General features: G+C 71.8%; 21 protein-coding genes. 12 read left to right on the top strand and 9 right to left on the bottom strand.

The genetic code is table 11. From position 1 onward, the window contains the following. Window positions 1-225 precede the first annotated feature (225 nt). The 9 genes from OG599_RS06095 to OG599_RS06135 all read left to right on the top strand — a co-directional run bounded on the left by OG599_RS06095 (window position 226) and on the right by OG599_RS06135 (window position 8,758). Window positions 226-648 (top strand): hypothetical protein, encoded by a 423-nt coding sequence (locus OG599_RS06095; protein ID WP_327174917.1) that lies wholly within the window; start codon window positions 226-228, stop codon window positions 646-648. Beyond that, the gene (locus OG599_RS06100; RefSeq protein WP_327174918.1) at window positions 645-2,039 is read left to right on the top strand and encodes a hypothetical protein; all 1,395 of its coding nucleotides are present in this window, start codon (window positions 645-647) and stop codon (window positions 2,037-2,039) included. The genes OG599_RS06095 and OG599_RS06100 overlap by 4 nt, the downstream gene beginning before the upstream one ends. Beyond that, complete coding sequence (locus OG599_RS06105; protein ID WP_327174919.1) at window positions 2,036-2,356, top strand: hypothetical protein; 321 nt, start codon at window positions 2,036-2,038, stop codon at window positions 2,354-2,356. Before OG599_RS06100 ends, OG599_RS06105 begins: the two co-directional genes overlap by 4 nt. Before the next feature lie 127 nt (window positions 2,357-2,483). Beyond that, complete coding sequence (locus OG599_RS06110; RefSeq protein WP_327174920.1) at window positions 2,484-3,251, top strand: TetR/AcrR family transcriptional regulator; 768 nt, start codon at window positions 2,484-2,486, stop codon at window positions 3,249-3,251. Between the two features lie 54 nt (window positions 3,252-3,305). Further along, window positions 3,306-4,289: a DMT family transporter gene (locus tag OG599_RS06115; protein WP_327174921.1), complete on the top strand. Its 984-nt coding sequence runs from the start codon at window positions 3,306-3,308 to the stop codon at window positions 4,287-4,289. Then, window positions 4,255-5,310, top strand: coding sequence for a polyphosphate kinase 2 (gene ppk2, locus OG599_RS06120; RefSeq protein WP_327174922.1), 1,056 nt, complete (start codon window positions 4,255-4,257; stop codon window positions 5,308-5,310). The genes OG599_RS06115 and ppk2 overlap by 35 nt, the downstream gene beginning before the upstream one ends. 615 nt (window positions 5,311-5,925) lie before the next feature. Continuing rightward, a complete protein-coding gene (locus OG599_RS06125) occupies window positions 5,926-6,174 on the top strand; it encodes a hypothetical protein (protein WP_327174923.1) in 249 nt (82 codons plus the stop codon). A 1-nt stretch (window position 6,175) separates the two neighbouring features. After that, on the top strand, window positions 6,176-6,910 hold the full coding sequence (locus OG599_RS06130) for a Crp/Fnr family transcriptional regulator (protein WP_327174924.1): 735 nt from the start codon (window positions 6,176-6,178) through the stop codon (window positions 6,908-6,910). Window positions 6,911-7,111: 201 nt separating this feature from the next. Then, window positions 7,112-8,758: an alkaline phosphatase D family protein gene (locus OG599_RS06135; protein WP_327174925.1), complete on the top strand. Its 1,647-nt coding sequence runs from the start codon at window positions 7,112-7,114 to the stop codon at window positions 8,756-8,758. An 85-nt stretch (window positions 8,759-8,843) separates the two neighbouring features. Here OG599_RS06135 and OG599_RS06140 read toward each other — a convergent pair whose 3' ends face one another. The 5 genes from OG599_RS06140 to OG599_RS06160 form a co-directional block, all read right to left on the bottom strand. After that, on the bottom strand, window positions 8,844-9,923 hold the full coding sequence (locus tag OG599_RS06140; protein WP_327174926.1) for a Zn-dependent alcohol dehydrogenase: 1,080 nt from the start codon (window positions 9,921-9,923) through the stop codon (window positions 8,844-8,846). Between the two features lie 141 nt (window positions 9,924-10,064). Further along, window positions 10,065-11,459: an aldehyde dehydrogenase family protein gene (locus OG599_RS06145; protein WP_327174927.1), complete on the bottom strand. Its 1,395-nt coding sequence runs from the start codon at window positions 11,457-11,459 to the stop codon at window positions 10,065-10,067. Between the two features lie 293 nt (window positions 11,460-11,752). Then, window positions 11,753-12,538: an ABC transporter permease gene (locus OG599_RS06150; RefSeq protein WP_327174928.1), complete on the bottom strand. Its 786-nt coding sequence runs from the start codon at window positions 12,536-12,538 to the stop codon at window positions 11,753-11,755. Further along, window positions 12,535-13,578: an ATP-binding cassette domain-containing protein gene (locus tag OG599_RS06155; RefSeq protein WP_327174929.1), complete on the bottom strand. Its 1,044-nt coding sequence runs from the start codon at window positions 13,576-13,578 to the stop codon at window positions 12,535-12,537. The genes OG599_RS06150 and OG599_RS06155 overlap by 4 nt, the downstream gene beginning before the upstream one ends. 12 nt (window positions 13,579-13,590) lie before the next feature. After that, entirely contained in the window at window positions 13,591-14,262 is a 672-nt protein-coding gene (locus tag OG599_RS06160) for a DUF4097 family beta strand repeat-containing protein (RefSeq protein WP_327174930.1), read from the bottom strand. A gap of 303 nt (window positions 14,263-14,565) precedes the next feature. On the opposite strand from OG599_RS06160, the gene OG599_RS06165 reads away from it, so the two are divergent. Beyond that, entirely contained in the window at window positions 14,566-15,324 is a 759-nt protein-coding gene (locus OG599_RS06165) for a helix-turn-helix domain-containing protein (RefSeq protein WP_327174931.1), read from the top strand. A 166-nt stretch (window positions 15,325-15,490) separates the two neighbouring features. Here the strand turns inward: OG599_RS06165 and OG599_RS06170 are convergent, their stop codons facing one another. From OG599_RS06170 to OG599_RS06180, 3 genes are all read right to left on the bottom strand, one after another. Further along, on the bottom strand, window positions 15,491-16,927 hold the full coding sequence (locus OG599_RS06170) for an ABC transporter ATP-binding protein (protein WP_327174932.1): 1,437 nt from the start codon (window positions 16,925-16,927) through the stop codon (window positions 15,491-15,493). Window positions 16,928-17,164: 237 nt separating this feature from the next. Further along, window positions 17,165-19,345 carry a molybdopterin-dependent oxidoreductase gene (locus OG599_RS06175; RefSeq protein ID WP_327174933.1) on the bottom strand — a complete coding sequence of 727 codons (2,181 nt, stop codon included), beginning with the start codon at window positions 19,343-19,345 and terminating at the stop codon, window positions 17,165-17,167. Window positions 19,346-19,492: 147 nt separating this feature from the next. Continuing rightward, the gene (locus OG599_RS06180) at window positions 19,493-20,104 is read right to left on the bottom strand and encodes a TetR/AcrR family transcriptional regulator (protein ID WP_327174934.1); all 612 of its coding nucleotides are present in this window, start codon (window positions 20,102-20,104) and stop codon (window positions 19,493-19,495) included. A 210-nt stretch (window positions 20,105-20,314) separates the two neighbouring features. Here OG599_RS06180 and hmgA point away from each other — a divergent pair, with 210 nt between their 5' ends. Both hmgA and OG599_RS06190 read left to right on the top strand, forming a co-directional pair. Next, window positions 20,315-21,733 (top strand): homogentisate 1,2-dioxygenase, encoded by a 1,419-nt coding sequence (hmgA, locus tag OG599_RS06185; RefSeq protein WP_327174935.1) that lies wholly within the window; start codon window positions 20,315-20,317, stop codon window positions 21,731-21,733. A 44-nt stretch (window positions 21,734-21,777) separates the two neighbouring features. Further along, complete coding sequence (locus tag OG599_RS06190) at window positions 21,778-22,638, top strand: GntR family transcriptional regulator (RefSeq protein ID WP_327174936.1); 861 nt, start codon at window positions 21,778-21,780, stop codon at window positions 22,636-22,638. Between the two features lie 137 nt (window positions 22,639-22,775). On the opposite strand, the gene OG599_RS06195 is transcribed toward OG599_RS06190, so the two are convergent. Continuing rightward, window positions 22,776-24,536 carry an FG-GAP repeat domain-containing protein gene (locus tag OG599_RS06195; RefSeq protein ID WP_327174937.1) on the bottom strand — a complete coding sequence of 587 codons (1,761 nt, stop codon included), beginning with the start codon at window positions 24,534-24,536 and terminating at the stop codon, window positions 22,776-22,778. Between the last annotated feature and the right edge of the window lie 685 nt (window positions 24,537-25,221).

The raw sequence follows: 25,221 nt of genomic DNA on the forward strand, positions 1-25,221 counted from the left end.
CTTTAATTAGCACTGCTAGTTTCCTGTCGCAGCCCACTATGTGCCGCCGGGCCGTGCGGCGCAAGCCCTCCCGGACGCCCGGCCGGACGGGGTGCGTCCACCACTCCCCGGCAATGGGCGACACGATTCGGCCGAGAACGCGACGGGGCATGGCCCCCTCTCCTTTCCCCTGCTAAATTCCCTGGCTGCTCATACGGCGAAGAACGGAAAACCACGGGGGGTTGCGTGTCGTTCGCGGAGGAATGGGCTCAGCTGAAAGCGGATGCCGCCATGCGGATAGATCAACTACCCGCGGAGGCGGGCGGATCACCCGCCGGACCAGCATTGGACTACAACACCGATTCCATCAACGGGAATGCGAATCTGTTGATCGAAATAGCGGGGTTCCTGTACGAGGCCAGGCCGGACGGTGACCTGTGCACCATGGCGCGGGAGCCGAGGACGCACGGCGACGTAGCCGCGCAGGTGGAGCGTTTCGGCCGATTCGCCGATGATCAATTCCAGGACACCGTCGCGTTGTTCGCGGCACTCTCCACCCATCTCAGGGCAGCAGGATCGGATTTGGTGACCGTGGACGACGCCCAGGCCGGACGCTTCCTCGACGAAGTCCTGCGCTACGGCCAGTACGTGGCACCGGAGGCGAAATGAGCGGGCTCACCCACCGCAAGGACGTCGAATTCCTGGAAGGGTGCAATCCGGCTCTGGTCGAGCGCAACGCCGACGAGTTCCAGCGCATTCACGACGTACTGGTGGAGACCGACGAACCCGCCGAGAGGGCGGAACGGCACACCCACTGGCACAGCGAGGGAAGCCTGCGCTACGAAGCGCGCCTCTCCGAGGCACGCAAGCTGATGCGGAACATCGCGGAGGGATACGCCAAGGCCAGTGGCTCGCTGCGCGCCTACGCATGGGCGCTCGAATCCGCCAAGAGCCACTACTCCAACGGGAAGGCCAACGAGCAGGCCCTGGCGCGGCTGATCGGCACCAAGGGCGTCGCGATCACCAGGGAGGCGCAGGACGCGGAGCCCATGCGCCAGTGGGAGGACATGCGGGCGACCACGGGCGTCCTCGACTTCTTCGCCGAACTCACCATGGACGTCGACGACATCAGAGACGAGGCGAACCGGCTGCACGACGCCGCCGGAGAAGATTTCCGACGCGCGGGCTCGACCGAGAAGGAGGCTCGGGACATCTGCGTGCACGGGCTGAAGCAGGCCTACGATCTGCTCCCCGAGTTCCGCCTGGGGTTCGTCCAGCGTGTCGACATCGCCTCAGCCGTCGCACCGCTGCGGAGCGAGGCCCGGGAGGCGAGTGGCAACCCCCTCACTCGCCTCTCCGGCAGCGCACCGAAACAGAAGTACGCCCCGCCGACCGGGGACAGCCCCGTCTCACCCACCTTGCAGGACATCCGGACGAGACTCGCGGGACTCCCGGGGGCGACCGACAGCTACTGGAACCCGCCGTCCTCCGGCCAGGACCGCGCGGCCTGGATCGCAGCGAACAAGGAGATCATCCGGGCTGCCGCCGAGAACTCGGGACTGCCCGCGGACATGGTCGCCGGTATCGCCTGGCAGGAGATCGGTGGCCAGCCGGGCTACCTGGACGACATCACGGACACGATCCGTGAACAGGCGGACGCCCCCTGGGGGCTCAGCCCGGTCTCGCCGGAGAATCTGCCGTGGCGGCTCGGCGGGAGTCCCGACGAGACATCCTTCGGCCCCATTGCGATCCAGCTCCGCAGGGGCGCCGAAGTGCTCGGTTACGATCCGGACAGCCTCACCGAGCACCAGCGGAGCATCGTGGAGGAGTCCCTCCAGGACCCGGGGCAGAACATTTTCATCGCCTCCGGATACCTGGCGCAGCTCAAGGCGGAGAGCGAGTTCGCCGACGTGCCCGCGGCGGAGATGACGCCCGCCCAGTACCAGGAGCTGGCGGCCCGCTACAACGGTGGCCCCTACTGGGAGGGTGCCGACGCGCAGGCGTACGGCCGCGGGTTCACCAACGACCTCGACGACGCGAGAGGAGCGCTGGACCGATGACCGACCGCGCGGGCGCCCCGCAGGCGTCCGGGGATCAAGGCTGTCTGCGCCAGGTCCTCATGGTCCCGTTGGTGATCCTGTACCTGGTCGCGGGCTTCTTCCTGTACACGGCACTGACGATCCGCCCCTCCGGCAGCTGGGACGACGACGCCCGCGCCGGCATCGTCCTGTCGTGCCTCCTCACCCTCATGGCGGGCGCGGCGACGGCCGGGCTCCTGCTCCTCCCGCCGGTTCGCAGGACCATGGGGCTGTGGTGGGCGGCACCGGCGCTGCTGATGGGGGTGGGCGCGATCGTCCGCTGGGCGACGACGGGCTGAAGCGTGTTCCGCAGGACGGGCGGGACTCTCGCAACACGCTTGAGCGGCGGCCTGCCGCGACGCCGTCGTCCGGCGCCGGAGAACGTGACCAGCGAGGACCCGGCGGCCAGGCCCTACTATGTGCCGCATGGCCCGCCCTCGTACCCCCCTCCTGAGCAGAGAACGGATCGTCGAGGCGGCGGGCGCGCTGGTGGACGCGGAGGGCCTCGGTGCGGTCTCCACCCGGCGGCTCGCCGCCGAGCTGGGGGTCAGCGGGCCGTCGCTGTACAACCACTTCCGGAACAAGGACGACATCCTCGACGCGGTCGCCGACGCGGTCTCCGCCCAGGTCGACCTGTCGATGTTCGACGCGGACGATCCGCGCGACTGGCGGCGTTCCCTGCACGACTGGGCCGTCTCCTACCGCGCCGCGCTCTCCGCCCACCCGCACATCGTGCCGGTCCTGGCGCAGGGCCCCGGGCGGCGGCCCGCCGGGCTGCGGGTGGCCGACGCGGTGTTCGGCGCGATGGTCGACGCGGGCTGGCCGCGCGCCCAGGCCACGTACATCGGGGCGCTGATGCGGTACTTCGTCACCGGCTCCGCGCTGGGATCCTTCGCGCGGGGTTTCGTGGACGACGAGACGGCGTACGACCCCGCCGACTACCCGCACCTCGGCCAGGCCCACCTGCTCGCCGACCGGCGCCAGCAGGTGGACGAGGGGGCCTTCGAGACGGGGCTGCGGGCACTGCTCGACGGGCTGGCGCTCCAGTACGCGCAACTGGACCCCGCCCGTCCCTCCGCCCGGGGCCCGCGGGGAAGCTCCGGGACGTGTGGAGGCTCATCCCCGCGTGGAAGCTCCGGCCCGACCGGGGCGCACCAGGGCCGCCCGGAGCGGGACCACCGCGCGGACGATTGACGCTTCCCGGCAATTCGGTGGGCGCCCGACCCCGCGCCCCGTACGGTCCTGTCCATGACCACACCGCCCGCCCCCGCCTCCCTGCCCCGCTCCGGCCCCGACCGGCGGGCCGTCGCCGCCGTCTGTTTCACCGTCGTGCTGTGGGCGACCGCGTTCGTCTCCATCCGCAGCGCGGGCGACGCCTACTCCCCCGGCGCGCTCGCCCTCGGCCGGCTGCTGGCGGGCTCCGTGGTGCTCGTCGCCCTGCTGCTCGTGCGCCGCGAGGGGCTGCCGGCGCGCAGCGCCTGGCCCGGGATCGTCGTCTCCGGGCTCCTCTGGTTCGGGCTGTACATGGTGGTGCTGAACTGGGGCGAGCAGGAGGTCGACGCGGGGACCGCCGCGATGGTGGTGAACATCGGGCCGATCCTGATCGCGCTGCTCGGGGCCCGGCTGCTGGGCGAGGGGCTGCCGCGCCGGCTGCTCGGGGGCATGGGGGTGTCCTTCGCGGGCGCCGTCGTCGTCGGGCTGTCCATGTCGGGCCACGGCGGTTCCTCGGTGCTCGGGGTGCTGCTCTGCCTCGTCGCCGCCATCACGTACGCGGCCGGCGTGGTCGCGCAGAAGCCCGCGCTGCGGCACGGTTCGCCTCTCCAGGTCACCGCCTTCGGCTGCCTGATCGGCGCGGCGGGCTGCCTTCCGTTCACCGGGGTGCTGGTCCACGAGGCCGCCGACGCCCCGCTCTCCGCCACCCTCAACATGATCTACCTGGGCGTGTTCCCGACCGCGCTGGCCTTCACCACCTGGGCGTACGCGCTGAAGCGCACCACGGCCGGGCGGATGGGTTCCACCACCTACGCGGTGCCCGCCCTCGTGGTGCTGATGTCGTGGCTGGTGCTCGACGAGGTGCCGGCCGCGCTCTCCGTCCTCGGCGGGGTGCTCTGCCTGGCAGGGGTGGCGGTCTCCCGGACCCGTCCGCAGACTGGGCGGACGCGGAAGGTCGTGGCCGAGCCGGTGGAGGGAACCCCCGATGGCGTCGAGCAGCAGGAAACCGGGCGGGTCTGACGAGCACGGCCGGGCGTCCCGGCGGGCCTCCCCGTCGAAGGGGGCCCGGCCGGAGGGCGCCGCGCAGGAGGGTTCCGCGCCGGAGTCGGAGGCGGCTCGGGCCGCCCGGTTCGGCGGACCGCGCCTGGAGGGGTTCGGGCTCCACGAGCGGGGCGACGACGACCCGGAGCTGGTCACCCCGGAGGGCCGCGCCCGGGACGCCTGGCGGGAGGACTACCCCTATCCGCAGAAGCTCGGCCGCAAGGCGTACGACAAGCAGAAGCGCGCCCTCCAGATCGAGCTGATCAAGCTCCAGCACTGGGTGAAGGAACACGACGAGCGGCTGGTGATCCTCTTCGAGGGGCGGGACGCGGCCGGCAAGGGCGGCACCATCAAGCGGTTCACCGAGCACCTCAACCCGCGCGGGGCCCGGGTGGTGGCCCTGGAGAAGCCGACCGAACGCGAGCGGTCGCAGTGGTACTTCCAGCGGTACGCCATCCATCTGCCGACGGCGGGCGAGGTCGTCCTCTTCGACCGGTCCTGGTACAACCGGGCCGGGGTGGAACGGGTGATGGGGTTCTGCACCACCCGCGAGTACCTGGAGTTCATGCACCAGGCCCCGGGGTTCGAGCGGATGCTGGTCCGCGACGGCATCCACATCGTGAAGTTCTGGTTCTCGGTCTCCCGCAACGAGCAGCGCAACCGGTTCATGATCCGGCAGATCGACCCGGTGCGCCGCTGGAAGCTGAGCCCGGTCGACCTGGCGTCGCTCGACAAGTGGGACGCGTACACCGAGGCCAAGGAGCTGATGCTCTTCCACACGGACACGGCCGACGCGCCCTGGACGGTGGTGAAGAGCAACGACAAGAAGCGGGCGCGGCTGGAGGCGATGCGGCACGTGCTGGACCGCTTCGACTACCCGGGCAAGGACGCCTCCGTGGTCGGCACGCCGGACCCGCTGGTCGTCGGCCCGGCGTCCCGGCTCTTCGAGGAGGGCGAGATGGACGCCCGGCTGCTCGCCCCGAGGCCGCCGAGGGGCTGAGGGTGCTCGGCAGCTCCCGTCACGGGTGAGCCGTGCGGACCCGAGCGGGAGAGCGCCGGCGTCCGCAGCGTCCCATGAGAACAACCGAGGGCCCCACCGGTGTCGGTGGGGCCCTCGGTCACGCATGCCATCGGGCCTCGGAGAGGGGGCCACCCTCCCGGAGAGCCCGATGATGCTGGAAGTCCGGGCGAGTTCAAGGCCCATGTCCAACGCGACTATGTAACCGTGCCTACCGGCGAGTTATGCCGTAAACCGAGGTGATTGCACTCAGTGCCACCCCGGAAGCCGTACTTCTGGGGCAAAGACGGTCCGGAAACAAGTGTTCCCCCGGAGCACGGGGACGGGGGGTGAGGGCTGCGGTGTTCGATGATCCATTTCTCTCGATTACGACCCGATTCCCCTACGCATAGGGGTTGTTAGAGCCGCCCCTCCGGGGTCTGTACAGTCTTTCGATACCGGTCGCGGGCGACCTCCCCCCAACAGGGGTGCGGCCGCTGCGTGCTGGCAGTCCGAAGAGTTCACCGGCGGTCTCCGGCCCCGCGCCGGGCTCGGCGGTCCATCCCCTCGCCAGGGACGGACCGCCGAGCAGTCGACCGCCCCTTTCAAGGGGTCCCCGTGTCCTTACCCGTACTCGTGACCGTCGCGGTGTTGTTCCTCATCGTCTTCGCGGCCGTCTGTTTCACCGCGTTCCACCTCAAGGTGACGCCCGTGCGCGTCGCGGCCGTCATCATCGCGATGGGCACACTGGTCACCGCGATGGCGCCAGTCGTCCGTCTCCTCACCGAACCCCGGCAGCCGGCACCCCTCGCGGCCCCGGCTCCCCCCGTACCCGGCTTCCGACAGTCGCCCGGAAGAGGAGTCTGACATGGCGCCCAACCGCCCCTTCTCCGAAATCCGGCCGCGCCGCGCCGGCGTCGAGGTACGCCTCACCCGGTACTTCCATTCCAAGGGCGTCGGTGTCGAAGCGGCAGCAGCCCTCGCCGGCAGCAGTCGGCTCCACCGGCACGCCCGGCAGAGCGGGACGCTCGACCGCAATGCCATCGAGATCGTCGTGTCCGGCGTGGCGTCCGAAGGCGGCCGCCTGTGGGGGCCGGAACGCTGGCTCGGCGACATCGACCTGTTCCGCGAGTTCTCGACGGTCGTGCGCCTGTGGGTCGACTTCCTGTGCACCACGCGAACGATCCGGATCCCCCGCGACGTGCTGCGCAGTTGGGCCATGCGGGACCTGAGCGTCCAGCGGATGCTGAACCAGTCACTGGTCCACCAACTCCGCATCCACGACATGGTGTACGGCCTGGACGCGCGCCCGACGGCTTCCCGCCTCGCGCAGCTCATCCACTACCTCGCCCATCAGGCTCCCGATCTGGAGGAGGCCCGGCTGCTGCCCTTCGCGGAGGGCCGGTTGCACGGCCCCACGCAGAAGCACCTCGCCGACGCGCTGGGCGTGAGTCTGGCTTCGATCGAGAAGAGCATGAGCCACCTGCGCACGATCGGCGCACTCGCGTCCTCCGGCAAGGGGCGCGCCAATCGCGCATACACCATCCTGGACGCGGACTTGCTCCACCTCGTGGCCACCGGGACGGAACCGACCGCCACGTAGCGCGTCAGCAATGTTGCCCCGGGAGCACCTTCACCCGGGGCAACACGCCCCCCTGTCTGGGGGCGCCTCCCCTCCAAGGACCGCGCCCGCATCACCTCCGCGCACCACCGGCACAACGCCGGGCGACCGGATTCCGACGGGGCGGCGAACTTCTGCCTTTCGTGGGCCAGTTGACCGTACCGGTCAGTAGCGTGTGCGCCCGTGACCACACAACACGCTCCCGCACCCAGCCGTCGTACGGTCGTCAGGGCGGCCGCCGCGACGGCCGTCGCCGCCCCCGTCCTCCTCGGCGCGACCGCCGCCCGGGCCTCCGCCGGACCGGTCTTCCTGCACGGTGTCGCCTCCGGCGATCCGCTCCCCGACGGCGTCCTCCTGTGGACCCGCGTCACGCCCTCCCCGGACGCCGTGCCCGGCTCCGGACGGGGCGCGGACACCGAGATCGGCTGGGAGATCGCCGAGGACAGGGCGTTCTCCCGTACGGTCGCCGCCGGTACGTCCCTCGCCCGGGCCGCGTCCGACCACACCGTCAAGGCGGACGTCCGGGGGCTGCGCCCGGCCACCGCCTACTGGTTCCGCTTCTCGGCCGCCGACGGGCAGGTCCTCTCCCCCGTCGGCCGCACCCGCACCGCGCCCGCCTCCGGTGCGGCGACGCCCGGCGTCCGCTTCGGCGTGGTCTCCTGCGCCAACTGGGAGGCCGGCTTCTTCTCCCCGTACCGGCACCTCGCGGCCCGCGCCGACCTGGACGCCGTGCTGCACCTCGGGGACTACATCTACGAGTACGCGTCCGGCGGTTACGCCCACGGGGACACCGTCGTCCGCCCGCACTCCCCGCTGAACGAGATCCTCACCCTGGCCGACTACCGCACGCGGCACGCCACGTACAAGACGGACGCCGACCTCCAGGCCCTGCACGCCGCGCACCCGGTGATCGCGATCTGGGACGACCACGAGTTCGCCGACGACGCGTGGTCCGGCGGGGCCGAGAACCACACCCCGGCGACCGAGGGCGTCTGGGCCGACCGGGTCGCGGCGGCCAAGCAGGCGTACTTCGAGTGGATGCCGGTCCGCGCCTCCACCGAGGGCACCGTCTACCGCCGCCTCTCCTTCGGCAGCCTCGCCGAACTGCACCTGCTCGACCTGCGCAGCTTCCGTTCCGCGCAGGCGTCGGTCGGCAGCGGCTCGGTCGACGACCCGGAGCGTACGATCACCGGCCGGGCCCAACTGGACTGGCTGAAGGCCGGTCTCGCCGGGTCGGCGGCCACCTGGAAGCTGGTCGGGACGTCGGTGATGATCTCCCCGGTCGCCTTCGGCTCCGTCCCCGCCGACGTGCTCGCGCCCCTCGCCGAGCTGCTCGGTCTGCCCGGTGGCGGCCTCGCCGTCAACGTCGACCAGTGGGACGGCTACACCGACGACCGCAAGGAGCTGATCGACCACCTGCGGACCAGGTCGGTGACCAACACGGTCTTCCTGACCGGCGACATCCACATGGCGTGGGCCAACGACGTCCCGGTGAAGGCGGCGACGTACCCGTTGTCGGCCTCCGCCGCCACCGAGTTCGTGGTGACGTCGGTGACCTCGGACAACCTGGACGACATCCTGGGGGTCCCCCCGCAGACGGCCTCCGTGGTCGCCGCCCTGGCGGTGAAGGCCGCCAACCGCCATGTGAAGTGGGTCGACATGGACGGGCACGGCTACGGGGTCCTCGACGTGACCGCAGAACGTTCGCAGATGGACTACTACGCGGTGTCCGACAAGACCCGCCAGGACGCCACGGCCGCCTGGGTCCGCTCGTACCGCACCCTCAACGGCACCCAGAAGGTCGAACGGGCCGACGCCCCGGTGCGCTGACTCCGGCGGACGGGACCGCCCGTCGTCGTCGCCCGCCCGCGGGCGCGGGCAGGCGACGGCCTCCCTCCACCGGAAGCCGACGGCCTCAGAAGGTGACCAGCGCCCGGCCGCCCTTGCCGGCGATCATGTTCTCGAAGGCGGCGGGGATGCCGTCGAGGGAGATCCGTTCGGTGACCATCGACGACACGTCGAAGCGGCCCGCACGGATGTGCTCGGCGAGCACCGGCAGGTCGCGTTCCGGGTCGCTGTTGCCGTAGACGCAGCCGGTCAGGGAGCGGCCCCAGTGGAAGATCTCCAGGGCGTTGAAGGTGACGTCCTGGTCCTTGGCGCCGATGCCGACGACGGTGGTGCGGCCGCCCCTGCGGGTGGACTCCCAGGCGGTACGGATGGTCTGCGCGCGGCCCACGCACTCCACGGCCACGTCCGCGCCCACCCCGTCGGTGAGCCCCCGGATCTCGCGCGGGGTGGTGGCGGAGGCGACGACGTAGTCGGTGGCGCCCGCCAGCCGGGCCAGCTCCTCCTTCTCCGGTGTGACGTCCACGGCGATGATCCGGGACGCCCCGGCGATGCGCGCCGACTGGAGCACGGCGAGGCCGACCCCGCCGATCCCGAACACGGCCACGGTCTCCCCGGCGCGTACCCGGGCGGAGTGGTGGACCGCGCCGTAGCCGGTGAGTACCGCGCAGCCGAGGAGGGCGGCGTCGGTGAGCGGGATGCCGGCCGGGGCGGGCAGCACGCAGTTCGCGGCGACGAGGGTCTCCTGCGCGAACGCGGCGACGTTCAGGCCGGGGTGGAGTTCGGTGCCGTCGGCGAGGCGGGCGTGGACGTTCGCGGCGCCCTTCAGCGCGTCGGCGCAGAGCCAGATCTCGCCGATCCGGCAGGGGTGACAATTTCCGCAGGAGGGAGCCCAGTTGAGGACGACTCCGTCGCCGGCGGCGATGTGCTCGACGCCCTCGCCGACCTCCAGGACGGTGCCCGCGCCCTCGTGTCCGAGGACGCAGGGCACCGGCAGGCGCATGGTGCCGTTGCTCAGGGACAGGTCGGAGTGGCAGACCCCGGCGGCGGCCAGACTCACCCGCACCTGGCCCGGTCCGGTCTCCGGCAGTTCGATGTCGGTGATCTCCAACGGCGCCTGAACGGCGGGCAGTACGGCGGCGCGAACCACGGACGGCTCCTCGTGTGGTCGGCCGGGCCCGGCGGGACCCGGCTGCGGGGTGGACTCGGAACTGGGCGGGACGGAGTCGGAACTGGGTGGGTGTCGGGAAGGGGCGGGTGCCAGAACTGGGTGGGCGCCAGAAAGGAGGTGTCAGAACTGGAGCGACTTCGTCTGGAGGTACTCGGCGAGACCGTGCGGGCCGAGCTCGCGGCCGACGCCGGACTGCTTGTAGCCGCCGAAGGGGGCCAGCGGGTTGAACCGGCCGCCGTTGATGTCGACCTGGCCGGTCTCCATCCGGCGGGCGAAGGCCACGGCCCGCTCGTCGTCGGCCGCCCAGACCGCGCCGGCCAGGCCGTAGACGGTGGCGTTGGCGATCCGGAGGGCGTCCTCCTCGTCCTCGTACCGGAGGATGGTGAGGACCGGGCCGAAGATCTCCTCCTGGGCGACGACCATGTCCGGGGTGACGTCGGCGAAGACGGTGGGGCTGACGTAATACCCTTCCTCGCGCGGGGAGTCGGGGCCTCCGGCGACGAGTCTGGCGCCCTCCGCCACACCCTTCTCGATGTAACTCCGCACCCGTGCTTGCTGCTTGGCGTTGACGACGGGGCCGATCCGCTCTCCGGGCACGTACTTGGCGACGGCCGCCGCGGCGAGCGCCACGGCCTCCTCGTACCGCTCCGCGTCCACCAGCATCCGGGTCCACGCGCTGCACGTCTGGCCGGAGTTGGACATCACGTTGGCGACGCCGACGTTGACCGCCTTGGCGAGGTCGGCGCCCGGCAGGATGACGTTGGCGGACTTGCCGCCCAGCTCCAGCGCGACACGTTTGACGGCTCCGCTCGCGGTGGCGCCGATCGACCGGCCGACGGCGGTGGAGCCGGTGAAGGAGACGAGGTCGACCCCGGGGTGCTCGGCGAGCGCCTGGCCCGCGACCGGGCCGAGCCCGGTGACCAGGTTGAAGACGCCGGCCGGGATCCCGGCCTGCTCGGTCGCCTCGGCGAAGAGCTGGGCGGTCAGCGGGGTGTCCTCGGCGGGCTTGAGGACGACCGTGCAGCCGGCGGCCAGCGCGGGGGCGACCTTGGCGACGATCTGGTGGAGCGGGTAGTTCCAGGGGGTGATGGCCCCGACGACCCCGACCGGCTCGTGCAGCACGGTGGAGTTGCCGAGCTTCTCCTCGAAGGCGTAGCCGGCGGCGATGTCGGCGTACGAACCGGCGACCAGCACCGGGACGCCCGCGTGCACGGTCTGCGAGAGCCGGAGCGGGGAGCCGAGTTCGGCCGTCACCGTCTCGGCGATCTCCTCCGCGCGGGCGGCGAGGACGTCGCGCAGGGCGGCGAGCCGTGCGGCCCGCTCGGCGGGCGGGGTGGCCGCCCAGCCGGGGAACGCGGCACGCGCGGCACGTACGGCGGCGTCCACGTCGGCGGCCGTACCGGCGGGCACATGGGCGATGACCTGCTCGTCGGCCGGGTTCACGACCGCGATGGCGTCGCGCCCCTCGGCGGGCCGCCACGCGCCGCCGATGTACATCCCGTCATGGGCCTTCATGGCTGTTCCTCCCGGGCTTGCGGTACCTGCGTGCGGGCCGCCCACTGGCGTCGCCGGACCGGAGCGTCCGACGTCTCCGCGCGGCCTGGTCGTCCGAACCCCAAACTAGCGCTGTTAGTTTTTGCGCGCCAGAGCCGGTACGGACCGGGGGCCGGAGACGCGCGTCACGTCGGCGCGAGCCGCATACGGACAGGGGCGGGAACGCCGAGGGGCGGCGCTCTCCGGCTCGGTGCCGGATGACGCCGCCCTGGGGCGGAACGGGTTGCGGGCTGCGGCCCGCGTGGTCACGGCGGTTACTTCGGGTCGGCGTTGAAGGTCGAGGTCGACCAGAGGTAGCCGAGGACCGAGAGGCCCAGGCACCAGGCGACGGCGATCCAGCCATTGTTGCCGATCTCGGTGCCGAGCAGGAGTCCGCGCAGGGTCTCGATCGCCGGGGTGAAGGGCTGGTACTCGGCGATCGGCTGGAACCAGCCGGGCATGGTGTCGACGGGGACGAAGGCGCTGGAGAGGAGCGGCAGCAGGATCAGCGGCATCGCGTTGTTGCTCGCCGCCTCGACGGTCGGGCTGACCAGGCCCATGCCGACCGCGATCCAGGTGAGCGCCAGAGCGAAGAGCACGAGCAGACCGAACGCCGCCAGCCACTCCAGGACGGTGGCGTCGGTGGACCGGAACCCGATGGCGACACCGACGGCCCCGACGAGGACCACGCTGGCGACCGACTGCAGGACGCTGCCGACGACGTGTCCGACGAGGACCGATCCCCGGTGGATCGACATGGTGCGGAAGCGGGCGATGATGCCCTCGGTCATGTCCATGGAGACGGAGACCGCGCTGCCGACCACGGTGCTCCCGATGGTCATCAGCAGCAGGCCCGGGACGATGTAGGCGATGTAGTCGGAGCGGTCCCCGCCGCCGATGCCCGCGCTCATGGTGTCGCCGAAGATGTAGACGAAGAGCAGCAACAGCATGATCGGCGTGAGCAGCAGGTTCAGGGTGAGCGAGGGGTAGCGCCGGGCGTGCAGCAGGTTGCGGCGCAGCATCGTGGACGAGTCGCGCACGGCGAGGGAGAGAGAGCTCATCGGACTTCGTCCTCCTGGGAGTTGACCGACTGGGCCGGCGCGCCGGTCTGGTCGGACGGGGCGGTCTGGTGGGGGACGCGGGTGCCGCCGGTGAGGGCGAAGAACACGTCGTCGAGGTCGGGGGTGTGGACGGTGAGTTCGTCGGCTTCGACGTGGGCGGTGTCGAGGCGGTCGAGGATGGTGCGGAGTTCGCGCTGGCTGCCGTCGCTGAGGATCTGGAGGGCGAGGGCGTCGTCGTCGCGGGAGGCGTCGGGCAGGGCGGTGGCGGCTTCGCGGTAGGTGGTGGGGTCGGTGAAGCGGAGGCGGACGTGTCCGCCGGGGACGAGGCGCTTGAGTTCCTCGGCGGTGCCTTCGGCGGCGATCTTTCCGTCGTGGAGGACGGCGATGCGGTCGGCGAGTTCGTCGGCTTCGTCGAGGTACTGGGTGGTGAGGAAGACGGTGACGCCGCCGGTGACGAGTTCGCGGATGATGCCCCACATGGTGTGGCGGGAGCGGGGGTCGAGGCCGGTGGTGGGTTCGTCGAGGAAGATGATCCTCGGGTCGCCGACCAGGGTCATGGCGATGTCGAGGCGGCGTTTCATGCCGCCGGAGTAGGTGGAGGCGGGCTTCTGCGCCGCTTCGGTGAGGTCGAACCGCTCCAGCAGTTCGGCGGCGACGCGCTTGCCCTCCGCCTTGGGCAGGTGGTGGAGGTCGGCCATGAGGAGCATGTTCTCCTCGCCGGTGATCAGTCCGTCGACCGCGGAGAACTGTCCGGTGACCCCGATCGCGGCGCGTACCGCCTGCGGGGCGGTGGCCACGTCGTGGCCACCGACGCTCAGCTCGCCGGCCCCGGCGGTGATGAGGGTGGAGAGGATCTTGACGACGGTGGTCTTGCCGGCACCGTTCGGGCCGAGCAGGGAGAAGATCGTGCCTGCCGGGACGGCCAGGTCGACGCCGTCGAGGACGGTCTTGTCGCCGTAGGACTTGCGCAGACCCTTCGCCGCGATGGCCAGGCCGGCGGCGGGGAGGGCGGGGCTTGCGGGGTTCGCGGAGAGTGCCATGGGGGTGCTCCTTTACAGGCTGCGGGCGGTGATGTCGCCGTAGGCGGTGGTCGCGTGGAGGTTGAGGGCGGCGGCAGCGCCGTCGGTGTTGGAGAGCGCGTTGTGGACCCGGCCGTAGGTGGTGCCGGCGTCCAGGGATGCCGAGACCCCGCGGGCGGCGCCGACGGTGATCTCCCCGTGCGCGGTGCGCAGGGTGACGGTGCCGCGGACGGCCTCGGTGATGTGCAGGTCGCCCTTCTGGGTGCTGATCTCGGCGGGTCCGCCCAGGCGGCCGACGGTGATGTCCCCGGCGAGGACGGTGAGTTGGGCGCTCGCGGTCTCGTCGAGCTTGACGGTCGCCTGCTGGCCGTCGAAGACGACGTCACCGAGCCGTCCGACGCCCCGGAGTTCGGCGCTGGCCGCCTTCACCTCGATACGGGAGCCGGCGGGCAGCTGGACGGTCAGCTCGACCGCTCCGGAGGGGCCGAGGATCCGGTTGCCCGCCTCGGAGGCCTCGATCCGCAGGACTCCGTCGGCGTGGGTGACCTCGATCCGCTCGGCCGCCTTGACGTCGCGGCTCTTGGAGGCGTCCGCGGGCAGGACCTCGACCACGGTGTCGGGCCGGTCGGCGGCGATGAACCGGATGTGTCCGGCGGGGATGTCGACGACGGCCGAGATGGGGGCGGGGGTGGTGAACTTCTGCATCGTTTTCTCCTGGGTCTGCTGGGCGAGCCCCTGCGGCCCGCCGTTTCCGACATGAGAAACGCTACGTTGCATTCACGGATCCGGCAACGACGTAATCCCCGAAATTCCGGTCTCCGCAGGTGGATTGAGGGATTTCATTGCAATGGATTTGGATCGAACGCAACGACCACATCCATCGTCGTTGCAATGGCTTGAGTGCGAACGCTAAGGTCGCACCAGGAGGGCTCCGCACGGACCGGGGTCCCTCGCACGCACCACCAGAGGGCTCCAGGGCCCCTCGCACGCACCACGAGGGAGAACGCGATGCCGGGAGGCAGACTCACCCAGCAGGAACGCCAGCAGATCGCGCTCGGACTGGCCGACGACCTGGCCTACGCGGAGATCGCGCGGCGCCTCGACCGCCCCACCTCGACCGTCACCCGCGAGGTCATGCGCAACGGTGGCCCCACCGGCTACCGCGCCGACCTCGCCCAGCGCGCCACCGGGCGTCGCGCGCAGCGCCCGCGGCAGGCGGAAGCCCGGGAGCCGGAGGCGCCTGAGCCCCCGGGGCACGGGCGGGACGCGGAGGCGGTGCGCGCGTACGAGGAGACGTTCACGGACGTCCTCGTCCAGTCGGGGCTGTCCAGGATGATGGCCGGGGTCCTGGTCTGCCTCTTCACCACCGACGCGGGCAGCGTCACCGCGGCCGAACTCGTGCGGCGCCTCCAGGTCAGCCCGGCGACCATCTCCAAGTCGATCGCGTTCCTGGAGAGCCAGGGGCTCGTCCGCCGGGAGCGCGACGAGGGGCGCCGCGAGCGGTACGTCGCCGACGACGACGTCTGGTACCAGTCGGTGATGGCGAGCGCCCGCTCCACCGCCCAACTCGCCGAGGTGGCACGGGTGGGCGTCGGCGTACTGGGCACCGGCACTCCGGCCGCCCACCGTCTGGAGAACATCGCCCGCTTCACCGGCTTCGTCTCGGAGAGCATCACCCGCGCCGCCGAACAGGCCCGCGACATCCTCGCCACCAAACCTGCGGGGGCGGCGTCCGGCACTGCGTCCGGCACTGATACGGAGAGCTGACGGACGACGCCCCGGGGGTCGTGGCCGCGGCGGTACGAAGCCTGCCGTGGCCACGGCCCCCGGGGCGTTCCTCGCAACGCACCTCGCGAAGACGCGGGCACCGCGAGCGGCCGGGCGTGCGGGGCCGGGGCCCGGGCTCGGGCCGGGCGCTCGGGGCGGGGACGGCTCAGACGTCCAGCCCCGGCACGTCCCTGGGCAGCGGGCAGATCCGCCGGCCCTGGTGGTCGAAGACGTACAGGTGCGCCAGGTCCACCAGCAGGGGCACCTGACCGCCGGTGCGCAGCCGCATGTCCGGGCTGGTACGTACGACCAGGTCGCCGGGGGTGACGGCCGGGCGGTCGGGGCCGCTCATGGCGTGCGCCGTCCCGTTGCGGGAAGGTTCGCCGAGCGCCACCACCGGTCCGCTGATGTGGCCGGCCTTCTCCCGGAGGCGTTCCAGCACGCCGAGGCCGCCGCCCCGGGCCCAGGCGGTGCCTTCCCGGCGTCCGCGGCGCGCGGAGTCCCCGTAGTCGCCGTGGTCCGCTCCTCCCGCGCGTCCGCCCGCGGCGCGGCGCCGGCGCGTGGACGTTTCCGGGCGGGCCGATTCGAGGTCGGGCACGACGGCCGGCCGCGATCCGGTGTTGAGGTGCACCAGCGCCTCGTGGCCCTGGTACTCCACGTGCTGGACGATGCCGCCGAGCGCCACCTCGCCGGGGCGGGCCTGGCTCGGCGGGGCGATCCGTACGGCCTCGGAGCGCAGCCCGACGATGATCCGGCGGCCCTGCTGGATGCGGAGCAACTGGTGGTCGGGGCTGAGCGGTTCGGGCAGCGCGAGGCGCTGGCGGCCGAGGTCGAGCGACATCCGGCCTTCGAGCGGCGCGTGCACGACGGCCTGGAGGAGGTTGATCCTCGGGGTGCCGATGAAGGCGGCGACGAAGACGTTCTCGGGCAGCGCGTACACCTCGCGCGGCGAGCTGACCTGCTGGAGGACCCCGCCGCGCAGCACGGCGACCCGGTCGCCGAGGGACATCGCCTCGGACTGGTCGTGCGTGACGTAGACGGTGGTTACCCCCAACTCCTTGGTGAGCTGGGCGATTTCCGCGCGCAGGTGGTTGCGGAGCTTGGCGTCGAGGTTGGAGAGCGGCTCGTCCATCAGGAAGACCGAGGGGCGGCGGGAGATGGCCCGGCCCATGGCGACGCGCTGGCGCTCACCGCCGGAGAGCTGGCCGGGGTAGCGGTCCAGGACGCCTTCGATGCCGAGCATCCGGGCGGTGGCCTCGATCTGTTCGGTGGCGTCCTCGCGCGGGTTCTGGAGCTTGAGCGGGAAGCCGATGTTGCCCCGGTTCGTCATGCTCGGGTAGAGGGCGAAGTTCTGGAAGACCATCGCCATGCCCCGTTCGCGGGGCTGGAGATGGGAGGCCGGTACGCCGTCGAGCAGGATCTCCCCCTCGGTGACCTCCTCCAGCCCCGCGATCATCCGCAGGACGGTGGATTTGCCGCAGCCCGAGGGGCCGAGCAGCACCACGAACTCACCGGGTGCGATGTCGAGCGAGAAGTGGTCCACTGCGCGCGGACCCCGTCCGTACGCCTTGCTGATGTCCTGCAGAGAGATCGCGCGAGTCATGAGGTTCCGCCCATGGAAAAGTGATGCGGCTGCACTGTGGGGAGCGGCTGCGTGGCCTGAAGTTAACCCACGGTGCGGGGCGTGTGAATGACTCGCGCGAAGGTTGCGACGGGAGAGAGCGACGGATCCTGAAGTGCCAGGAGAGATTCCGGTTGTCGCAATGTTTTCGCCCTGGAGGCAGGGGAGTTGAGGGTTCGGCGGGCGACGGTGACGGCCGGGCGGCCGCGCCCGCGGGGGTCACCGGGCCGTGGTCACCAGGACCGGGAAGCCGTTGAGTACGGCGGTCCCGGAGAGCGGGTCGAGGAGGGTGCCGTCGAGCAGTTGGTTGACGTTGGTGCCGGGCCGGGCGGCGGCGACCGACTGCCGGGTGCCGGGGCGGCCGTGTCCCCAGCCGTGCGGCAGGCTCACCACTCCGGCGCGGACCGTGTCGGTGATCTCGACGGGCGCCTCGACCGCTCCGCCGGCCGCCTCGATCCGGGCGGTGGCGCCGTCCACGAGGCCGATCCGGTGCGCGTCCTCGGGGTGGATCTGGAGGGTGCAGGTGTTCGTGCCCCGGTTGAGCGCCGGGACGTTGTGCATCCAGCTGTTGTTGGAGCGCAGGTGGCGGCGGCCGACGAGGACCAGCGGGGCCGGGGTGTCGCCGAGCGCCGCGCGCAGCCGGTGGAGGTCGGCGGCGAGCGGCTCCGGGAGCAGCTCGATCCGGCCGCTGCGGGTCCTGAGGACCTCGGGCAGCCGGGGGCGGAGCGGGCCGAGGTCGATGCCGTGCGGGTGGGCGAGCAGGTCGTCCAGGGTGAGGTCGTACGGGCCCAGCCGCAGCATCAGGTCGAGCCGGCGCTCGGGTCCGGTGGTCCCCGAGAGGCGTTCGGCGAGCTCCCTCGGTGCTCCGGCCCGGTCGAGCGCGGCGGCGACGGCGTACGCGTCGACCGTCTCCGGCGGCGCCCCGTGGTTGCCGCCGACGGCGAGGATCAGCCGGGCCAGGATCTCGCTCTCGTCGAGGGCTCCTTCGTCCAGCGGCACGGCCGGGCGGGTGTAGCGGACCTGGTTGCGCACCGCGAGGGTGTTGAGCGCGAAGTCGAAGTGGGCGGAGCGGGAGGGCGGCGGCGGGGGCAGCACGACGTCGGCGTGGCGGGAGGTCTCGTTGAGGTACGGGTCGACGCTGACCATGAAGTCGAGGCCTTCGGCGAGCGCCCGGTCGAGCCGGTCGCCGTCGGGGGCGGAGAGCACCGGGTTGGAGGCGAGCACCACGAGGGCGCGGATGCGGTCCTCGCCGGGGGTGTCGATCTCCTCCGCCAGTGCGGCCATGGGGAGTTCGCCCTTGGCCTCGGGGTGTCCGGAGACCCGGCTGTGCCAGCGGCCGAGAGCGAAGCCCTTGCCGGGGCCCGCGGGGCGTGGGGCGCGCGCGGTGGCGGCGAGCGGGAAGAGGGCGCCGCCGGGGCGGTCGAGGTTGCCGGTGAGGATGTTGAGGACGTCCACCAGCCAGCTGGCGAGGGTGCCGTGTGCGACGGTGCAGCTGCCGATGCGGGCGTAGACGGCGGCGGTCGGCGCGGCGGCGAGTTCCCGCGCGACGGCACGGACCGTGGCCGGGTCGACGTCGCAGGGCCCGGCGACCGCCTCCGGGGTGAAGTCCGCGAGGGCGTCGGCGAGTCGGTCGAGTCCGTCCAGGTGATCGGCGAGCGCACCGGGGTCGGCGAGCTTCTCCGCGACGAGTACGTGGGCGAGGGCGGCGAGCAGCAGGGCGTCCGCGCCGGGCCGGATCGCGAGGTGGCGTCCGGCGAGCTTGGCCGTACGGGTGCGGCGCGGGTCGACGACGGTGAGCGTGCCGCCCCGGGCGAGGAGCGCCTTGAGCCGGCCGGGAAAGTCGGGCGCGGTGCAGAGGCTTCCGTTGGATTCCAGCGGGTTGGCGCCGATGAGCAGCAGATGGTCGGTGCGGTCGAGATCGGGTACGGGGATGGCGTTGGCGTCCCCGAAGAGCAGCCCGCTGGAGACGTGTTTGGGCATCTGGTCGAGGGTGCTGGCGCTGAAGACGTTGCGGGTGCCCAGCGCGACGATCAGCAGGGGCGGGTAGAGGCCGCCCGCCATGGTGTGGACGTTGGGGTTGCCGAGGACGAGTCCGGCGCTCTGCGGCCCATGGGCGTCCGTGACTTCACGGAAGCGGGCGGCGACGGTGTCGAGCGCCTCCTCCCAGGTCGCCTCGCGCAGGACGCCCTCGCGGCGGACGAGCGGGGTGCGGAGCCGGTCGGGGTCGGCGTCGAGCCCGCCGAAGGCGGCTCCCTTGGGGCAGATGAAACCCCGGCTGAAGACGTCGTCACGGTCCCCGCGCACTCCGGTGACGGTGGTCCCCTCGATGGTGAGGGTCAGCCCGCAGGTGGCCTCGCAGAGCGGGCAGATGCGGGGTGCGGTACGGGAGTTGGCGGACACGGGGCCTCCCCGGGGAGCGACTGGGTCAGCGCGAGCATACCGACCGGTACGCATGTCGGGGAGCCCCTGGACGGGACGGGTCGGGACGTCGGGCAGGGAGCCCCCTCAGTCGGGCAGGGCGCTCCCTCGGTCGGGCAGGGCGCTCCCTCAGTCGAGCACCCGCGCGAGGTAGGCGTGGAGCAGCACCCGGACCTCGGCGACGATCGCCGGATCGCCGGACGGGTCTTCGCGGAAGGCGAGTTGGAGCGTGGCGTCGGCCGCCTCCACGCCGACCAGGACGGCGCGGCGCAGGTCCTCGTCCGGGCTGCCGCCCAGGTGTCCCGCGAGGAGTTCGGCGAGCCGGTCCGCGAGCCGGTGGTTCGCCCGGTGCTGGGGGTCGTCGGCGTGTGCGGCGGCCCCGAAGTCGACCTGGGCGAAGCCGGGGAGCGTACGCCGCATCGCCAGGTACTCGTCGAGTACGGCGTCGATCGCGCCCCGCCAGTCGGCGGCGGGGACGGCGGCGAGCCGGGTGGTCAGGTGCTCGGTGTAGGAGTTGAGGTTGCGCACCGCGAGGGCGTCCACCAGGGCGCGCTTGTTGGGGAAGAAGCGGTAGACGGACCCGATGGGCACCTCCGCGCGGAGGGCGACGGCCCGGGTGGAGAGCTCCTCGTAGCCGGCTTCGTCGAGGAGTGCGGCACAGGCGTCGAGTATCCGGGTGAGCCGTTCGGCACTGCGCTGCTGGACGGGGGCGCGGCGCAGCTTCGGTTTCGGGTGGGACACGGCCCCATCATGCCGGAGACCACCCGGCCCCCACCCGTCTCCACCTGCCTCCACCAGGCCCCGCCCGGCTTCCGGACGCGCGGCGATTGGCGTTGACGGGCCCCTTCTCCATTCCTACGGTGGTCCATAGGATTCACCTTCCACGGTTCCCGCGCGCTCCCGAGGGCCGCGGGGGCCCGTCTCGGCACCGGGAGCAGTGGTATGGGCGGCATGGACGGCACACGCGGTACGGACGGCACACGCGACACGCGGAACGCCGACGGCACACGCGGCACAGGGAACACGGGCACGGGCGGCGCGGACACCGCGGCCGGCCCGGACACCGCCGGGACCGTGTCCGGCGGGCGCCTGGCGTACTCCACCGGTTTCGGCAACGAGCACAGCTCGGAGGCGGTGCCGGGCGCGCTGCCGCACGGGCGCAACTCCCCCCAGCGCGCGCCGCTCGGGCTGTACGCGGAGCAGCTCAGCGGCTCCGCGTTCACCGAGCCCCGCGCCCGTAACCGCCGCTCCTGGCTGTACCGGATCCGGCCCTCCGCCGCGCATCCGGCGTTCGTCCGCGCCGGCAACGGCTCGCTCCGTTCCGCACCGTTCACGGAGACCGTGCCCGATCCCAACCGGCTCCGCTGGGACCCGCTGCCCGCCCCCTCCCCCGGCACCGACTTCGTCGCCGGGCTGTGGACCCTCGGCGGCAATGGCGACGCGGCCGGCCGCACCGGCATGGCGGTGCACCTGTACCACGCCAACTCCTCCATGACGGAACGCGTGTTCAGCGATTCGGACGGTGAGTTGCTGATCGTCCCCGAGCAGGGTGCGCTGCTGCTCCGCACCGAGTTGGGCCTGCTGCGCGCCGCTCCCGGCGAGGTGGCGCTGATCCCGCGCGGGGTGCGCTTCCGGGTCGAGCTGCTCGACGCGACCGCCCGGGGGTACGTCTGCGAGAACTACGGAAGCCCTTTCGAGCTTCCTGAGTTGGGCCCGATCGGTGCCAACGGACTGGCCAACGCACGGGACTTCCGCGCCCCGGTCGCCGCGTACGAGGACCGCGAGGGCCCGTTCGAGGTGATCAACAAGTTCTGCGGCAACCTCTGGACGGCGACGTACGACCACTCCCCGCTGGACGTCGTCGCCTGGCACGGCAGCCACACGCCGTACGTCTACGACCTGCGCCGTTTCAACGTCATCGGCACCATCAGCTACGACCACCCCGACCCGTCGGTCTTCACCGTGCTGACCTCGCCGACCGACACCCCGGGGCTGGCCGACGTCGACTTCGTGGTCTTCGCGCCGCGCTGGCTGGTCGGCGAGGACACCTTCCGGCCGCCCTACTTCCACCGGAACGTGATGAGCGAGTACATGGGGCTGATCGAGGGGGCGTACGACGCGAAGTCCGGAGGCTTCGTCCCGGGCGGCGGCTCGCTGCACAACATGATGTCGGCGCACGGTCCGGACCGGGAGACCTTCGACCGGGCGAGCGCGGCGGAGCTCGTACCGCAGCGGATCGACGACGGGCTGGCGTTCATGTTCGAGACGCGCCGCCCGCTGACGCTCACCGGTCACGCCGCCTCCGCCCCCCATCTCCAGCGCGGTTACGACGGGGTGTGGCAGGGTCTGGACAGCAACTTCCGGCCATAGCTTCCATGTCCGGCGAGCCGGGGTGAGACCAGGAGGTGGACCGGATGCAAGCAGAACGCACGGACCGTGGCCGGACCGGTCGGGGCGGACCCGCCGCCCCGGAGGAGACCACGGGCGACCAAGGCGCGGGGACGGGCGCGGGGACGGGGACGGGGACGGCTGCCTTCGCCCCCGACTCCCTGGTGCTGAACGGGAAGCTCCCCCTCTGGTACCAGGTCTCGCAGTCGCTGCGCGCCTCGATACTCGGCCGTCCGCACGACGCCCCTCCCCGGCTGCCGACCGAGGAACGGCTCGCCGCGCACTACGGGGTGAGCGTCCTGACCATGCGCCAGGCGCTCAAGGAGCTGGAGTCGGAGGGGCTGATCAGCCGGCAGCGGCGGCACGGCACCTTCATCGAGCCCCGGGCCAGGCGGGTCTCGCCGGTACGGGTGCTCGGGTCCGTCGACGCGATCGTGGCCCAGCAGTCGGGCGAGCGGACGACGGTTCTCGGCCACGGCCCCACCGCCGTGCCGGGCGAACTGGCCCACCACTTCCCGGACTGCGCCGAGGTGGTCGGCTACCGGCGGCTGCGCTGCGACGCGGTGACCGGTGAGCCCGTCAACTGGGCCGAGAACATGGTGCGTCCGGAGGTCGCCGCCCGGATCGACGCCGCCGAGCTGGAGCGGTGGCCGATGACGAAGATCCTGCGGGACACGGCGGGCGTGCCGATATCCCGGATCACCGACACCGTGGAGGCCCGCCTCGCCGACCCGGCCACCGCCGAGCTGCTGCGGGTGCCGCTGCTCAGCCCGATCCTGCACTTCACCGGCGTCACCTACGACACCGGCGGCCGGGTGGTCGACGTGGCCCGCATCCACTACCGGGGCGACCGGTTCTCCTTCTCGGTGACGGTGGACGCGGACTGACCGGAGTTCGTACCTGGTGAAGCGGCTCCGCCTCCCGCCGTGGAGCGAAGGGCAGAGGGCAAAGTCGCTTCACAGCGCGCCCGGAGGCCGGAGCAGGCGTGGTGCGCCTTCCGGAGCCGGGTGCGGGGACCCGAGGGTCAGACCAGGTCGGGGTACTGGTTCCAGCCCCCGGTGCCGATCTGGACCCGGGCCTTGAACGGGGTCTTGGCGACGCCGGTACCCGCGTAGAAGAACAACTCGCCCTTGGAGTTGGACGCCAGGAGGTCGCCGATGCCGTCCCCGTTGATGTCCCCCGGAGCCGCGAGGTTGGAGTACTGGCTCCAGCCCGCACCGCCCACCTGGACACGGGCACCGAACGGGGTGGCCGCCTTGCCGGTGCCGGCGTAGAAGAACAGCCCGGCGGAGCTGCGGGCGATGAGGTCCGCCCGGCCGTCGCGGTTGAAGTCACCCGCGCCGACCAGCCTGTTGTACTGGCTCCAGCCGCTGCCGCCGACCTGGACACGGCCCGGCAATTCGAGGCCGTCGCCCTTGCCCGCGTAGAGGTACAACGCGGTCGAACTGCGGGCGATCAGGTCGCTCTTGCCGTCTCCGGTGAGGTCACCCGGACCGACGACCAGGTTGTAGGACTTCGAACCGGGCGAGATGACGAAATCTTCCTGCGCGTAGTCAGCCGTGTTGTACAGGCTGCCGTCGTACAGGTCGTGCAGGATCAGGTCGGAGTACCCGTCCGAGCGCAGGGCGACGCTGTGCACGAGACGGTTCTCGGAACGGCTCCAGCCCGAGCCGATGAGGTTCTTCACCGACAGCTTCCCGAGGCCGGTGCCCTCGTACGAGTACAGGGTGCCGCCGGCGGTCCGGGCGTAGACCCCGGACTTGCCGAATGCCTGCATGGCGCCGGCGCCCGCGAACTGGCCGACCCTGTTCCAGCCGGAGGCGAGGGTCTCCCGGGCCTGGAAGGTACCGGTCCCCTTGCCGTCGTAGTAGTACAGCTTGCCGTCGTAGCCCCGGGCCATGAGGTCGGCGGTGCCGTTGCCGTCGTAGTCGCTACCGCCGACCAGCTGGTTGTACTGCAGCCAGCCGGTGCCGCCGATCTGGATCTGGGTCTTGAACGGGTATCCGGTGACCTTGCCGTTTCCGGGGTAGACGAAGAGCCCGGTGGCGTTACGGGCCACCAGGTCGGCGATGCCGTCGCCGGTGAGGTCGTCCGCGCCGACCAGCTGGTCGAACTGGCTCCAGCCGGTGCCGCCGACCTGGATGCCCTTGCCGAAGTTGGTCCCGGTGCCGGGGAAGAGGAAGAGTCCAGCAGTGCTGCGGGCGAGCAGGTCGGGCTTGCCGTCACCGTTCAGGTCACCGGGGACGATCAGCTTGTTGTACGCCTGCCAGCCGGTGCTCAGCGTGGTGTACGAGGTCAGGCCACCCGCCTTTGTCGCCTTCGCGCCGTTGTGGAGCCGGAGAGCGCCGGTGACCGTGAGGGTCAGCAGGTCGGGCTTGCCGTCGCCTGACATGTCGCCCGGCAGCATCAGGTCCTTGACCTGCGAGCTCTCCGAGGGAATGACAGCCACCGGGCCGTTCGCTCCCTCGACGTACACCTCGCCCCAGTCCTCGCGGTAGGCGAGGTCTCCGGCGCCGTCGCCGTCGAAGTCGGCGCGCGCCGCCGCCATGGTCACTACCGCGGAACGGGCCATCGCACTGTTCGGCCCGGGTGTTACCGCGTCCTCACCGCCCGGCACCGTGAAGGCCGGGTACTCGGCGGTGGCGCCTTGCGCTCCGGCGTTGCTTCCCGCCGCGTGTGCGGTGATCGTCATCGAACCGCTGACCAGCAGACCGGCGCAGACGACCGCCGCCGACGCAGCGATCTTCCGGGACCGCCGGGCCCCGGGTATTGCGGAGTTGGGCATTCTGCCTCCTGTGGAAAAGACGGCTCCACGGAGAGCGGCGCGCGTGCCGGAGCCGGCTCACGCGAGTGCGGTATCGGATGCACGACGTCGTCGACGTGCCTTCGGTGTCGGTCAGGACACCGGCGCACGGCATGACGGACCAGAACCCCCCACCAGCGGTGGCGCCCCTCCCCAGGGTCGTGCAGTAGATCTATCCCCACCAGGGCCCATCAGGCAAGTTCCCACCGTCCGCCCCCCGCTCGGCTACGCGCCTGTGCCCAGGCCCCAACCGTCTGCCGACGCGGGAGAGGGAACATCGGCGCCGGTCCGGCCGAGGAGACAGCGGGTACGGACCTTCTGCTCCTCGGACCGGGGCACCGCAGGGTCGACTAGGGCGTGTCTGACAATTCGCGTCGGATCAGCGGGCGGTGTCCGGTGCGGTGCATCGCAAGGCGGAGGACCGCCCGAGTACTGGATGTACTCGGGCGGTCCGACAACGCCGCGAGGTGCCGTGCCGGGCGCCGACCGCCCGACGGGAATTGTCAGACACGGCCTAGGGCGTGTGTCGAAAGTAGCGCCGTCCGGTGCGTGCGATCGCACGGCGGAGGGTCGCCCCGATACTGGACGTATCGGGGCGATCCCGACAACGCGGCAAGCGTGCGTGCCGGGCGTCGCCGGACAGGCGGGACTTTCGACACACGCCCTG

Source organism: Streptomyces sp. NBC_01335 (genome assembly GCF_035953295.1).
Lineage (GTDB): Bacteria > Actinomycetota > Actinomycetes > Streptomycetales > Streptomycetaceae > Streptomyces.

What these genes read in the sequence shown, in the direction of transcription:
- OG599_RS06165 (WP_327174931.1), top strand. Translation starts at nt 14,566, where the DNA reads ATGCCGGGAGGCAGACTCACCCAGCAGGAACGCCAGCAGATCGCGCTC.
- OG599_RS06105 (WP_327174919.1), top strand. Translation starts at nt 2,036, where the DNA reads ATGACCGACCGCGCGGGCGCCCCGCAGGCGTCCGGGGATCAAGGCTGT.
- OG599_RS06190 (WP_327174936.1), top strand. Translation starts at nt 21,778, where the DNA reads ATGCAAGCAGAACGCACGGACCGTGGCCGGACCGGTCGGGGCGGACCC.
- OG599_RS06170 (WP_327174932.1), bottom strand. Translation starts at nt 16,927, where the DNA reads ATGACTCGCGCGATCTCTCTGCAGGACATCAGCAAGGCGTACGGACGG.
- OG599_RS06145 (WP_327174927.1), bottom strand. Translation starts at nt 11,459, where the DNA reads ATGAAGGCCCATGACGGGATGTACATCGGCGGCGCGTGGCGGCCCGCC.
- OG599_RS06100 (WP_327174918.1), top strand. Translation starts at nt 645, where the DNA reads ATGAGCGGGCTCACCCACCGCAAGGACGTCGAATTCCTGGAAGGGTGC.
- OG599_RS06155 (WP_327174929.1), bottom strand. Translation starts at nt 13,578, where the DNA reads ATGGCACTCTCCGCGAACCCCGCAAGCCCCGCCCTCCCCGCCGCCGGC.
- hmgA (WP_327174935.1), top strand. Translation starts at nt 20,315, where the DNA reads ATGGACGGCACACGCGGTACGGACGGCACACGCGACACGCGGAACGCC.
- OG599_RS06150 (WP_327174928.1), bottom strand. Translation starts at nt 12,538, where the DNA reads ATGAGCTCTCTCTCCCTCGCCGTGCGCGACTCGTCCACGATGCTGCGC.
- OG599_RS06195 (WP_327174937.1), bottom strand. Translation starts at nt 24,536, where the DNA reads ATGCCCAACTCCGCAATACCCGGGGCCCGGCGGTCCCGGAAGATCGCT.
- ppk2 (WP_327174922.1), top strand. Translation starts at nt 4,255, where the DNA reads ATGGCGTCGAGCAGCAGGAAACCGGGCGGGTCTGACGAGCACGGCCGG.
- OG599_RS06160 (WP_327174930.1), bottom strand. Translation starts at nt 14,262, where the DNA reads ATGCAGAAGTTCACCACCCCCGCCCCCATCTCGGCCGTCGTCGACATC.
- OG599_RS06115 (WP_327174921.1), top strand. Translation starts at nt 3,306, where the DNA reads ATGACCACACCGCCCGCCCCCGCCTCCCTGCCCCGCTCCGGCCCCGAC.
- OG599_RS06130 (WP_327174924.1), top strand. Translation starts at nt 6,176, where the DNA reads ATGGCGCCCAACCGCCCCTTCTCCGAAATCCGGCCGCGCCGCGCCGGC.
- OG599_RS06110 (WP_327174920.1), top strand. Translation starts at nt 2,484, where the DNA reads ATGGCCCGCCCTCGTACCCCCCTCCTGAGCAGAGAACGGATCGTCGAG.